Origin of the sequence: Psychrobacter piscatorii, assembly GCF_001444505.1 — a bacterium.
GTDB classification, from domain to species: Bacteria; Pseudomonadota; Gammaproteobacteria; order Pseudomonadales; family Moraxellaceae; genus Psychrobacter; species Psychrobacter piscatorii_B.
Window position 1 is genome coordinate 24,040 of record NZ_LNDJ01000118.1, and the last position, 12,644, is coordinate 36,683.

The 12,644-nt window shown below is 45.2% G+C and carries 10 protein-coding genes; 8 read left to right on the forward strand and 2 right to left on the reverse strand.

Annotation, left to right across the window (positions count from 1 at the left end; all coding sequences use genetic code 11):
- The first annotated feature begins 133 nt into the window (after nucleotides 1–133).
- The 5 genes from AS194_RS12305 (at nucleotide 134) to AS194_RS12325 (ending at nucleotide 7,256) form a co-directional block, all read left to right on the forward strand.
- Nucleotides 134–1,771: a carbon-nitrogen hydrolase family protein gene (locus tag AS194_RS12305; RefSeq protein ID WP_058025775.1), complete on the forward strand. Its 1,638-nt coding sequence runs from the start codon at nucleotides 134–136 to the stop codon at nucleotides 1,769–1,771.
- A gap of 136 nt (nucleotides 1,772–1,907) precedes the next feature.
- Nucleotides 1,908–2,456 (forward strand): protein disulfide oxidoreductase, encoded by a 549-nt coding sequence (locus tag AS194_RS12310; protein ID WP_058025776.1) that lies wholly within the window; start codon nucleotides 1,908–1,910, stop codon nucleotides 2,454–2,456.
- 449 nt (nucleotides 2,457–2,905) lie between these two features.
- A complete protein-coding gene (gene ileS, locus AS194_RS12315; protein WP_058025777.1) occupies nucleotides 2,906–5,767 on the forward strand; it encodes an isoleucine--tRNA ligase in 2,862 nt (953 codons plus the stop codon).
- On the forward strand, nucleotides 5,760–6,416 hold the full coding sequence (gene lspA / locus AS194_RS12320; RefSeq protein ID WP_083499696.1) for a signal peptidase II: 657 nt from the start codon (nucleotides 5,760–5,762) through the stop codon (nucleotides 6,414–6,416). Before ileS ends, lspA begins: the two co-directional genes overlap by 8 nt.
- A 225-nt stretch (nucleotides 6,417–6,641) precedes the next feature.
- Nucleotides 6,642–7,256, forward strand: a complete 615-nt coding sequence (locus tag AS194_RS12325; RefSeq protein ID WP_083499697.1) for an O-acetyl-ADP-ribose deacetylase — start codon at nucleotides 6,642–6,644, stop codon at nucleotides 7,254–7,256.
- A gap of 98 nt (nucleotides 7,257–7,354) precedes the next feature.
- Here the strand turns inward: AS194_RS12325 and AS194_RS12330 are convergent, their stop codons facing one another.
- Nucleotides 7,355–8,011 (reverse strand): DUF1294 domain-containing protein, encoded by a 657-nt coding sequence (locus AS194_RS12330; protein ID WP_227511654.1) that lies wholly within the window; start codon nucleotides 8,009–8,011, stop codon nucleotides 7,355–7,357.
- 161 nt (nucleotides 8,012–8,172) lie between these two features.
- Here AS194_RS12330 and AS194_RS12335 point away from each other — a divergent pair, with 161 nt between their 5' ends.
- A complete protein-coding gene (locus AS194_RS12335) occupies nucleotides 8,173–8,670 on the forward strand; it encodes an FKBP-type peptidyl-prolyl cis-trans isomerase (RefSeq protein WP_058025778.1) in 498 nt (165 codons plus the stop codon).
- A 48-nt stretch (nucleotides 8,671–8,718) separates the two neighbouring features.
- Entirely contained in the window at nucleotides 8,719–9,759 is a 1,041-nt protein-coding gene (locus tag AS194_RS12340) for an aldo/keto reductase (RefSeq protein WP_058025779.1), read from the forward strand.
- Nucleotides 9,760–9,890: 131 nt separating this feature from the next.
- On the opposite strand, the gene AS194_RS12345 is transcribed toward AS194_RS12340, so the two are convergent.
- Nucleotides 9,891–10,691 (reverse strand): lysophospholipid acyltransferase family protein, encoded by an 801-nt coding sequence (locus AS194_RS12345; protein WP_058025780.1) that lies wholly within the window; start codon nucleotides 10,689–10,691, stop codon nucleotides 9,891–9,893.
- A gap of 307 nt (nucleotides 10,692–10,998) precedes the next feature.
- Here AS194_RS12345 and hflX point away from each other — a divergent pair, with 307 nt between their 5' ends.
- On the forward strand, nucleotides 10,999–12,432 hold the full coding sequence (gene hflX, locus AS194_RS12350; protein WP_058025781.1) for a ribosome rescue GTPase HflX: 1,434 nt from the start codon (nucleotides 10,999–11,001) through the stop codon (nucleotides 12,430–12,432).
- The last annotated feature ends 212 nt before the right edge of the window (nucleotides 12,433–12,644 follow it).

The following is a 12,644-nucleotide window of genomic DNA, read 5'->3' on the forward strand; positions in this document are numbered from 1 at the left end:
TTATTGTAACGGCTATATCTGACTATTGGAATATTTTTATTGGTTTTTTTTCATGAAAATTGACAGAATCGAGTGTTTAGGATCATTGCATTACGCATACTCAAATTTAGTAGAAATTTAATATAGGAATATCATGAGTAAAATTGAAAAAACAGATGACTTTCATCTCACGATCGCTGAGATTAAGAAAAAAGACTACCCCCAGTTAAAAGCCTTGATGGATCGCGTCTACGTCAACCTAGGCGGCGCGTGGTCAAAAAACACCATTCATACGCTCATAGACGCCTTTCCTGAAGGGCAGATTGCGCTGTTTGACCATGATCAATTAATTGGTATTGTACTGTCCATGCGTGTTGATTATGCCAAATTTTCTAACCCGCATACCTATGATGATTTGATCGGGCAAAAAGAAATCATTAGAGACAATCCTGAAGGCGATGCTATCTATGGTCTAGACGCATTGATCGACCCTGAATATCGTGGCTATCGTCTCGGTCGTCGCCTTTATGATGCTCGAAAAGAGCTGTGTCGTCAGCTCAACTTCCGCGCGATTTTGGCGGGTGGCCGCATTCCTAACTACCATAACCACCAAGACTTAAGCCCAGGCGAATATATTGACGCTGTTGAGAGCCGCGAAATTCACGACCCTGCATTGTCTTTTCAGTTGTCAAACGGGTTTATCGTCAAGCGTATCTTGACCGCTTACCTACCAGATGACAAACAGTCGAAAGGCTTTGCCACCTTGCTTGAGTGGTCAAATATCTATTATGAGCCAAAAGACTATAAGCCCAACACGCGCAAATCTGAGGTGCGTATCGGTGGTATTCAGTGGCAGATGCGTGAGGTCGAGTCGCCAGAAGAACTGCTCCAGCAAGTGGAGTTCTTTGTCGATGTGATGGCCGATTATAACTCTGACTTTGCTTGTCTACCTGAGTTTTTTAACGCGCCGTTGATGGGCTTGTGCGAGTCTACTGACCAAAACATCGCCATTCGCTTTTTGGCCGATTACACCGAATGGTTTAAAAATGAAATCTCGCATTTGGCCGTCAGTTACAACGTCAATGTCATTACAGGCTCTATGCCTTTATTAGACGAAGACGATACCTTGTACAATGTCAGCTATCTGTGCCGCCGTGATGGTACGGTTGACGAGCAGCGTAAAATCCATATCACCCCGCATGAGCGTAGCGCTTGGGTCATCGAAGGCGGTGACGAGGTCAAAGTATTTGATACGGACGCTGGTCGTATTGGTATTTTGGTCTGCTATGACGTTGAGTTCCCTGAACTTGCACGCCTATTAGCACTCGATGACATGGATATTTTGTTCGTGCCTTTCTGGACAGATACCAAAAACGGCTATTTGCGTGTACGCCATTGTGCTCAAGCACGTGCCATTGAAAACGAATGCTATGTCATGATCTGCGGCTCGGTAGGTAACTTGCCACAAGTCGAAAGCTTGGATATTCAGTACGCACAGTCGTCTATCTTCTCACCGTCAGATTTTGCATTCCCGCATGATGCGATTATGGCAGAGACCACGCCCAATACCGAGATGATTTTCTTCTCAGATGTGAACTTAGACAAGCTGACACACGTTCGTCACGAAGGCTCAGTGCACAACCTGATCGACCGCCGTGATGACTTATTTAGCTTAAAATGGAAACGTAAATCCAAAATTCCTGCAAGCAAATTAAGTGACGAAGAACGCCGTGAAAACTCAGGCAGTGTGCTTATCGGTGATCCATTACAGAATCGTGCGCAAAAGCCATAGTTAGTTGTGCGCGCTTGATATAATGACTTAAGAGTAAACTTTATAAGTAAAACGGCTGAATCTCAGCCGTTTATTTTTATCTGATACCTGTTAAATTTTTATTCATTGAAAATATCTTAACTAAAAAGCCAACACAATGATGACTGATCTGGATCAAGAAGACATAAAATCAAAAAAACAGCCAAAACAGAAGATAACTTCGTTACTTAAAACGGTTGCGCTATACGCTCTGATGTTTGTCGTGATCTATAGCGCGGTCAATTGGTGGCGACAACCTATCATGCCTGCTAATCCGCAGCTACAACTCACCGATTACCAAGGGCAAACTGTAGACCTAGCAGCGATGAGTCATGAGCATCCCACACTGGTATACTTCTGGGGTACGTGGTGTTCCGTCTGTAGTTTTACCTCACCCACCATCAATAAGCTAGCGGCAGATAACTATCCCGTTGTCACTGTGGCCATACAGTCAGGCTCAAATCAAGAGCTACGCAGCTACCTCGATCAGCATCAGTTTGACTTCACCGCGATAAATGACCAAGAAGGTGATATCTTTGCAGATTGGCAAGGACAAGTCACACCATCCTATGTGGTATTAAAGAATGGCAAGATGACACAAGGGCTAACAGGTATTCAGCCATTATGGTCGTTAAAACTGCGCTTATGGTTAGCATCGGTTTTTTAGCGGCTGAACCTGACTTTATTTTTTAATAAATTATCTTGCGAAGAGGTCATCGTTATACTCTCATCAACGACATGCAACGTAGATAAACAGTTGATATTGGTCAAAATGAGGATGAAATTGCTCAGCTCTTTTTACCCTACTCTTTTTGTCATATAATAGCTGCCGATCTAAATATTTTTTTGAATTATTTTTACTAGCATATTTTATGTTGCAATCGTCTCGTTACCATTTATTATTGACGTAACTATTTGCGGACTAATGAGCAACAATGGGTATTTATTGACATGACGGTTGATAAACCGACTATGATGAGCAATATACCTACTATTAGTAATTAAGTATTATCGACACAGCATTAACCTCAGCACTATATTGAAATACGTTGAACATCGAGCCTTGTAGCCGGTTTTAACCGACACACAAACCTACCTTTTAAAAAGATACCTTCTATGACTGATAAAAGCACTGACACACCAAGCCAAGATTACAAAGACACGCTGAACCTTGCGGATACGCCATTTGCGATGCGCGCAAACCTTGCCAAGCGCGAGCCAGATTGGTTAGCTGCTTGGGAAGCAGATGACGTGTACGGTAAAATTCGTCAGGCGCGTGCTGGTGCGACTAAGTATATTTTGCACGATGGCCCTCCATACGCCAACGGTCAGATTCACTTGGGTCACGCGGTCAATAAAGTACTAAAAGACATTATTGTCAAATCAAAAACCTTATCAGGATTTGATGCGCCTTATGTCCCTGGTTGGGATTGTCATGGTCTGCCAATCGAACAAAAAGTCGAAGCCAAAGTCGGTAAAGTCGGTCAAAAAGTGTCTGCTACCGAATTCCGTGGTCTATGCCGCGAATACGCCAACACGCAGATTGAATTGCAAAAGGCCGATTTCAAGCGTCTAGGCGTATTCGGTGATTGGGACAACCCTTATCTGACCATGAACTTCGCGCAGGAAGCCAACATCGTACGCGCGCTTGCCAAAATCTATGACAATGGTCATGTGACTCGTGGTATGAAGCCAGTCAATTGGTGCTTGGACTGTAGCTCAGCTCTCGCGGAAGCTGAAGTAGAGTATCAAGACAAAGTCTCTGACGCGATCTATGTCAGCTTTGATGTACTTGGCACAGATAAAGTGACCGCATTGGCAGGTATCGCAGACAACATCGCTGCGGTTATCTGGACGACCACGCCGTGGACACTGCCTGCTAACCAAGCCATCTCAGTCCATCCTGAGCATAACTATAGCGTGGTTGCGACCAAAAAAGGCAATTTGCTACTAGCAGCTGATCTTGTTGAAACTGCGCTAAGTGAACTCAAACTTGAGAATAAAGGCGTCCTCGCGACCGTATCAGGCAGTGAGCTTGAAGGATTGAGCGCTCAGCATCCATTGATTGAAGACCGCCAAGTGCCGCTCATCTTGGGCGATCATGTGACCACCGATAGTGGTACTGGTTTGGTACATACTGCACCCGGTCATGGTCTCGACGATTATATCGTTGGTCTAAAATACAACTTACCAGTGGAAAACCCAGTGAGCGGTACGGGCGTTTATCTAGACAGTGCTGCGGTATTTGCTGGTGAACACATCTATAAAGCCAATCCAAAAATCATCGCTGCCCTACATGACAATGGCCATCTAATCAGCCATACCAAGATCGAGCACAGCTATCCGCATTGCTGGCGTCATAAGTCGCCAATTATTTTCCGTGCGACCCCGCAGTGGTTTATCAATATGGAAACCCAAGGTCTACGTGCTCGCGCCCTTGCTGATATTCCATCGGTCAACTGGACACCTGCATGGGGGCAGAACCGCATCGAAGCGATGATGAATGGTCGTCCTGACTGGTGTATCAGCCGTCAGCGCACATGGGGCGTGCCGATTACGTTCTTTACGCACAAAGAAACGGGCGAGCTGCATCCAAACACGCTTGAGATGATGGAAACGGCGGCACAAAAAATCAATGAGGGCGGTGTTGAAGCGTGGTTTGACGCCAGCTGCGAGGACTTCTTAGGTAGTGAAGCGGCTGATTATGACAAAGCAACGGACACGTTGGACGTTTGGTTTGACTCAGGCACGACGCATTTCGCCGTACTTGAGCAACGCGATGAGCTGACCAATCCTGCTGACATGTATTTAGAAGGTTCTGATCAACATCGCGGCTGGTTCCAAACGTCATTACTGACGTCAGAGGCCATGTATGAGCGCCCACCGTTTAAGCAAGTACTGACCCATGGTTTTGTGGTCGATGAAAACGGTCGTAAGATGAGTAAGTCACTGGGCAATATCATCACGCCGCAAGAAGAGATCAACAAAACGGGCGCGGACATGTTGCGCCTGTGGATTGCGTCTAGCGACTATCGTTATGAGATGAGCGCAGGTAAGACGGTCTTTAAAGGTGCGATTGATATGTATCGCCGTATCCGTAACACCTTGCGTTTCTTACTGGCCAATACTGATGACTTCAATCCTGCAACCGACAGTGTACCGATGGACGAGCTGGTCAGCCTTGATAAATTCATTATCGAGCGCGCGCAAACCGTGCAAGCACAAATCATGAGCGCTTATGATGCAATGGACTTTCACCAAGTCACCCAGCACGTGACCGCGTTTTGTTCGCAGGACTTGGGCAGTTTTTATTTAGACATCATCAAAGATCGTCAGTACACCACCCAAAAAGACGGTCAGCCGCGCCGCTCTGCCCAGACTGCTATCTATCACATCACTCATGCGCTGATTCGCTGGATCACGCCTATCTTGTCCTTTACGGCCCAAGAAGCGTGGGAAGTACTAGAAGGCAAAAACGGACAAGACGCAGGCTATGTGTTTACCCAAGCGTGGTACACCTTCCCAGCATTTGAGCTGAACGCCATCACAAGCGACGACTGGCAGCGTATTATGTTCGCAAAAGACATGGTAAACAAGCACATCGAAACCGCACGTGGTGAAAAAATTATCAATGCCAACTTATCTGCCGATGTGAGCCTATACGCTGACGGTGCCATGTATGAAAGTCTAGCCAAGCTTGATGAAGAGCTTCGTTTTGTACTCATCACTAGCAACGCAGAACTAAAGCCAATGAGCGAAGCACCTACTGATAGCATCGTACAGGTAGATGAAGCAACCGAAACGAATACAGAAGAGGCTGTAGATCTAGTGGTACAAGTTAGCGCTGCCACTGGTACTAAGTGCGTACGCTGCTGGCATATCCGTGATGATATCGGCACAGATAGCGCCCATCCTGAGCTATGCGGTCGCTGCGTGACCAATGTCAGTGGCGACGGCGAGGTGCGCCATTATGCCTAACCCAACAGACTCATCTGACAGCCAGCACAATAAGCCGTCGCAAGCTGAGGTTGATCATTCGCCCAAGCCTGCTCATGCGACCACAGGTAGCTCAACCACGCCTAGAAGCCGTCTGGCAAAATCAACAAAGAAGAAACCAAAACTGGTGGCCAATGGCAGTCGCGCTTTTATGTGGTATGGGCTGGCATTGGTTATCATTATCATCGATCAATGGACCAAATGGCTGGCGGAAACCAAGCTGACCTTTCATGATCCAGTGCCGGTAATTGAGCCATTCCTTAATTGGACATTGGCTTATAATTACGGTGCGGCATTTAGCTTTTTGGCAGATGCGGGCGGTTGGCAGAAGTGGTTTTTTTCGGGGCTGGCATTACTCATGTCGCTGTTTCTGATCATCTATTTACTCAAAGCACCACGGCAAGCCAAGCTGCTATCGACAGGCCTTGCGCTGGTACTAGGCGGTGCGCTTGGTAATTTGATTGACCGCTTACTACATGGTCATGTGATTGATTTTATCCATGTGCACTATGCCGATGTTTGGCATTATCCGATTTTTAATATTGCAGATATCGGTATATCCATCGGTGTTATACTGATTATCATTGATATGCTGTTTTTGGAAAAGAAGCGTGAAATGCCACGGTCATAACCGTCTATAGTTAGAGATATTAATTTAATTGATAAATTAAAAAGGTGGGTTACGCAATAGTGACCCGCCTTTTTTTAGCTGTTGATTTTGATGACTTAAACAATTTTTTGTATGATTCATACATCCATATGTAAAAAGTACCACTTATCGTACTCATACCATATACAAGTAAGTGCCAAGAATCCTTTAGACTCTATTAAGGACAAATGATTAAAAGGAATTTTTATGTCAACCAATCACATAAACCCTATTTTCCAAAAGCAAATCACCATCCCCGATGCGGCGAATAACGAACACTTAAACACTGGGAAGTCAGTGACGTTAAGCGTGTTAAAAGCAGACATTACCACGCTAGACGTGGATGCCATCGTTAATGCGGCCAATTCAAGTTTGCTGGGTGGCGGCGGTGTGGACGGTGCGATTCATCGAGCCGCGGGCCCTGAGCTACTGACATATTGCCGTACATTGAATGGGTGTCAAACAGGAGATGCCAAAATGAGCCCAGCATTTAACTTGCCCTCACAGTATGTGATTCATACGGTCGGCCCTATTTGGCATGGTGACAATCGAGGTGAGTCAGCGCTGCTCGCCAGTTGTTATCAAAAATCTTTGATATTAGCGACTGAGCAAGGCCTTGCCAGTATCGCATTTCCTTCTATCAGTACAGGCGTTTACGGTTATCCATTAGAGCCAGCAACTGAGATAGCCATTAATACTGTTATAGATTTTATATTCAGCCATCTTAAGCAAGCCGATGATTTCTCACTTTGTGATGTGATTTTTTGCTGTTTTTCGGACAAAGATGCTGCCGTTTATAAACAGGTATTAGCGCAAAAATAATCAACAGGCTTGTATAGTCTGGCTACTATCAGATCAATGTAGCACGTCATTTTCAATGTCATGATTTCATATCAGAACGACTATATAACCGATGATGTTTATAATAGCCTTTCCAAAAATGCCAATCCGCCACCTGCCAATAAAAACAGTAACCCTGCCATGTTCACAACGACGGTCAAATAATAAGTCACTCGAAACTCAGGCTTTTGTGATTTGTGACGCAGATACGTCTGAGCCAATAACGCCCCTACCCAACCGCCAAGCGCGCTCAGCACGTGCAAGGTTGACTCAGGCGTACGCCAGTCACCATTTTGAGCAGCGGCTTTGTCTTTGGCATACATTATATAAGTGATTAACCCTAGTGCAGCATACCAGCCGACCACTAGCCAGCTCAGTTTACCTGTCGCTGCTAATAGAGCTAAAACACCATAAAAAGCCAGTCCAAGAAACGAGCGTTTCTTTTGTCTTGCTTCAAACTCCGCTTGCACGCTACGTTTGGCATTACGTTGACGGATCTGTTTATTTTTTTGTGCCATTTTTTGCTGTACAAAACCAAGTTCTTGTACTTTTTTGGCTCGCCTGCGCCCCTCTGCATCCTGTCCAATACTAAAGACGACTTGCTCGCCAACATTGGGACGGCGCTGCGCCTTAAACTCACTCACATGAAAGAAAACAGACTCACCTGTCTCGGTTTCAATGAAGCCAAATCCTTTATCGTCCTGCCATTTTTTGACAGTGCCTTGTTGTTTATTCACCACCGACACCTCATATCTTTTAGAATTGCCAGTTATAGTACACCATATGCGTTACATTATTGACGCTTACATCTGGTCGCAGATGGCTTATTATTTCTTACACTATAATACGGCATCCAGATTCTTTATTCTTTTATTCCAGCAACTGATGGCTTTTTATTATGACCCAATCTCAATTTATTAATCCAAACGAAGACACGCGTATCGCTCACGGTAGCCTTGTAAAGCTACACTTCGAAGTCTCACTAGAAAACGGTACTGTCATTGACTCAACGTTTAGTCGTGATGCGCCCGTATCTTTGACTATCGGTGATGAGAGCTTATTACCTGGTTTTGAGCAGGTACTTATGAATCTACGCGCAGGCGACACTCGTACCGCTCACCTTGAGCCAGAGCAGGCATTTGGTGAATGGAATCCTGAAAACATCCAACACTTTAGCCGTACTCAATTTGCGCTCGTCGCTGACAACCCAGAAGTCGGTATGATGGTTGAATTCGAAGACAAAGGCAAAAACACCTTGCCCGGTACGATCAGCGCCATTAATGATGACCAAGTCGAAGTCGACTTCAATCATCCGCTGGCTGGGCAAGACGTATTATTTAAAGTAAAAATCTTTAAGGTCACACCACCTGGCGTCACTGGTATACAACTTATGTAGTTGTCCAAACGCACAATCCACAATAAAAAAACGAGAAAGGACAATCGAATGCAATATACAACGTTACCGCAGCTCGATGAAAAAGTATCTAAGATCTGTCTAGGTACGATGACTTGGGGACAGCAAAATAATAAAGCTCAAGCACATGAGCAAATGGACATGGCACTCTCTGAGGGTGTGAACTTTTGGGATACTGCCGAGATGTACCCATCACCACCAGACAAAGACAAACAGGGTGATACCGAACGATTCATGGGTACTTGGTTTGATAAAACCAAACAGCGTGACAAAGTCATCCTTGCCAGCAAAATATCACCAATGGATTTTTTGCGTGATGGTCAAACACGCTTTAACGCGCAGCATATCAGTAGCGCTATTGATGGCAACCTTGAGCGCTTGCAAACCGATTATATCGATATTTATCAGCTGCATTGGCCTGAGCGTCAAGCGAACTTTTTTGGTCAGCGCGGTTATACGGAAGAGATGGCAGCACAGTCAGTAGATGACTTAACGCCCTTTCTAGAGACCATTCAGGCCTTAAATAATGAAATCAAAAAAGGTCGTATTCGTGCTTATGGTTTATCAAACGATACGGCATGGGGACTCATGCGCTATCTATGGGAATCGGACAAAAATGGCTTGATCGCGCCTATCACGGTGCAAAACCCATATAGCCTATTAAATCGCTTATACGAAGTTGGTATGGCTGAGATTGCCCATCGCGAAAACGTGGGGCTACTTGCTTACTCGCCACTTGGTTTTGGCGTATTGTCTGGTAAATATCTCGATGGCAAGCGTCCAGATGGCGCACGCTTGACGATGTATGATCGCTTTGCTCGTTATACCAATGAGCAAGCGGTATCAGCGACCGAGCAATATGCAAAGATTGCCGCTGATGCTGGGTTGGACATGGCGCAAATGTCATTGGCTTTTGTCAATTCACGTCACTTTGTCACCAGCAATATCATTGGCGCGACGACAACCGAACAGCTCAAATCAAACATTGATAGTGTCAATGTGGAGCTAACAGCAGATGTATTGGAAGCGATTGAAGCGGTACACACACAACATCCCAATCCATCCCCTTAGTTCGATCTAGATCAGCGGTCTATAAATTGCTACATCTGCATTTATTATAGACACAAAAAAGGCGCAAATCGCAGTCATATAACTCGCGATTTGCGCCTTTTTATTAACTAAACTGGCTTAGCTATAAATAATCAATCTTCAACGGGTACACGAAGTACTCGTGAATGCAGTTCTGCCAACCCTTCTTGCATACGGGCTTGCAACAAATTGGTCAGCTCACTTTTGGTACAGCCTTTCGGATCTAGCGGCGCCAGTGGCAATACATACGCAGTAACATCTTTGCTATCGAGTACTTTTTTCATGCTGTCCTTCATTGTCATCTTGCCATAATATGGCAGCGCGTCGCTAAGCGTGCCATCTTTATCGACATAAGCGATAACAATGGGTCTGATAGGCACGTCAGCATCTATCGCTGACTGGAGCAATGTCCCATGAATACGCTTGATTTTTTTGCCACTGGTGGTGGTCGCCTCAGGGAAGAAAATCACCGAAAAACCTTTGGCTAAGAAATCAGCTATTTGTGAGGATACGGAACCTGCATCACCGGAGCCGCGCTCGATGAAAAGCGTGCCTGCCGCATGCGCGAGCTTACCGAACACAGGCCACTCACCAATCTCAGCTTTGGATAAAAAGAATGCTGGACTCACGGTACCAACGACAGGAATATCCATCCATGACACATGGTTTGAAACCCACAAGCCGTGATGTTGCTTTACTGGTTCGACTTCAACGACCTTGACACCAAATGAGCCTGCCATCTTGCGACAAAACGTTTGGATGTAGCGTGGTAGTGTCTCGCGCGGTGGCTGCTTGAATGCCCCAATGCGTTGAGCGGCACGCATACCACCAGCGATGGTGGTGGTCATGCCAGCAATTTGCTTACCGCGTCCCAACTGTCGTCTGAGTGAAAAGCTTGATTTAGCTTGGCTCATCTTCGCCCTCATGATTAAATAACGGGTGTTTAATAGTCAAAAAAACGAGCCCAGTATAACAAAGTTCATACGCTCAGTGATAGGGTGTCCATTCAGTGGGTGCTCACTTTTATACAAACGGGCAATAAAGCAGATTTATAAAAAATTAATCCCAGTCATCGCTGTAACATAAAACCATCGTTAATTGTGCTCATACCCTTTAATATCAAATGATAAGATCACATATAGATACTCATATGAACGCTATGCCAAGCCTTATTGAGCTGCTGATAGCGAGACATTTACTTTATTACATAGGTGATACTCTTTGGATTATTTTGAAAGACATGAAGGTGGCGAGCGCGCCATTATTGTACATTTAGACATTCGCCAAATTCAAGATCCTGACGATCTAGGCGAGTTTGAACTACTAGCAGATTCAGCAGGTGCCGATCGCTTGGCACTGGTCACAGGCTCACGTGCACGCCCTGACGCCAAGTATTTCGTTGGTAGCGGTAAAGCGGAGGAAATTGCAGAACTGGTGCGCGAGCATGATGCGGATATTGTACTGTTTAACCACAGCTTGTCGCCTTCACAAGAGCGTAATATCGAAGCTTTGGTGAAATGCCGTGTACTGGATCGTACTGGTTTGATTTTAGACATTTTCGCTCAGCGTGCTCGTACTTACGAAGGTAAGCTACAAGTAGAGCTGGCTCAGCTGAACCATTTATCGACACGTTTGGTCCGTGGTTGGACGCATTTGGAACGTCAAAAAGGGGGTATTGGCTTACGTGGCCCCGGCGAAACCCAGCTTGAGACCGATCGTCGCTTGCTACAAGTGCGCGTCATGCAGCTCAAAAGTAGAATTGAAAAGGTCAGACAGACTCGTGCTCAGGGCCGGGCACGTCGCCAAAAATCAGACGTACCGACTATCTCACTGGTTGGTTATACCAATGCGGGCAAATCCACTTTATTTAATCGCTTAGTCGATGAAAATATCTACGCAGCTGATAAGCTATTTGCGACACTCGATCCAACGCTACGCCGTTTAGACTGGCAAGGTGTGGGACGTGTAGTCTTGGTTGATACGGTAGGTTTTGTCCGTCATTTGCCGCATGAATTGGTTGAATCCTTTCATGCAACGCTAGAAGAGACGCTAGAGGCGGACTTATTATTACACGTCATCGATTCTTCTAGTGAAGATATGCATGAGCAAATTCAGGCGGTCAAAGAGGTACTGGCTGAGATTGATAACGATGTGCCGGTACTCAATGTTTATAATAAGATTGATTTGACTGACGAGCCTGCACGTATTGGTTATGCTAGCGAAGGTCAACCTAATCGTGTCTATGTGTCTTCTAGAGAGAACTTAGGCATAGAAGAGTTGTCATTAGCCGTGCAGCAGCTACTAACTGGCACATTGACCACTTTTGATTTGACGCTACCCTATCATGCAGGACAGTTAAAAAATACCTTGTACGAGCTTGGTGTTATTGAAGAAGAAAGCTATGATGATAGCGGCCATGAGTGCTTGACGATTCGCTTGCCAAGCGATAGACTAAGACAACTACTCGGACAAGCCAATCTCAAGCCCACCGATGTATTACCGCTTGCACAAGCAACATTGCTGATGCCAGTACTTGAGGAATTTGAGCAGCCCGACGAACATGAAGTTGAAGAGCCGACGATGACAGCAGAAGAAGAAAGAGCATTTGACGAATTTAATGCGCTCAATTCACAAACCGCTGATTCTGAAAAATAGTCGCTGCTGAAAAACGATTGTTGACGTCAATAGATAAGTAAACCTTTGATTCATACTGTTAGACAGCAATCTTTTATACAGTAGGTTAAAATAGCATAGACGGTATCAATCGATATCGTCTATTTTTTTGAATGTGTCTACAAGCTTTATTAGTAAGCTTACTCTCTATATAATCAACGGTTATACATTCAACAAATATTGATAGGTAATAC

Coding starts and splice junctions, on each gene's coding strand:
- AS194_RS12335 (WP_058025778.1), top strand. CDS start 8,173: ATGACCCAATCTCAATTTATTAATCCAAACGAAGACACGCGTATCGCT.
- AS194_RS12345 (WP_058025780.1), bottom strand. CDS start 10,691: ATGAGCCAAGCTAAATCAAGCTTTTCACTCAGACGACAGTTGGGACGC.
- lspA (WP_083499696.1), top strand. CDS start 5,760: ATGCCTAACCCAACAGACTCATCTGACAGCCAGCACAATAAGCCGTCG.
- AS194_RS12310 (WP_058025776.1), top strand. CDS start 1,908: ATGATGACTGATCTGGATCAAGAAGACATAAAATCAAAAAAACAGCCA.
- AS194_RS12325 (WP_083499697.1), top strand. CDS start 6,642: ATGTCAACCAATCACATAAACCCTATTTTCCAAAAGCAAATCACCATC.
- ileS (WP_058025777.1), top strand. CDS start 2,906: ATGACTGATAAAAGCACTGACACACCAAGCCAAGATTACAAAGACACG.
- AS194_RS12340 (WP_058025779.1), top strand. CDS start 8,719: ATGCAATATACAACGTTACCGCAGCTCGATGAAAAAGTATCTAAGATC.
- AS194_RS12305 (WP_058025775.1), top strand. CDS start 134: ATGAGTAAAATTGAAAAAACAGATGACTTTCATCTCACGATCGCTGAG.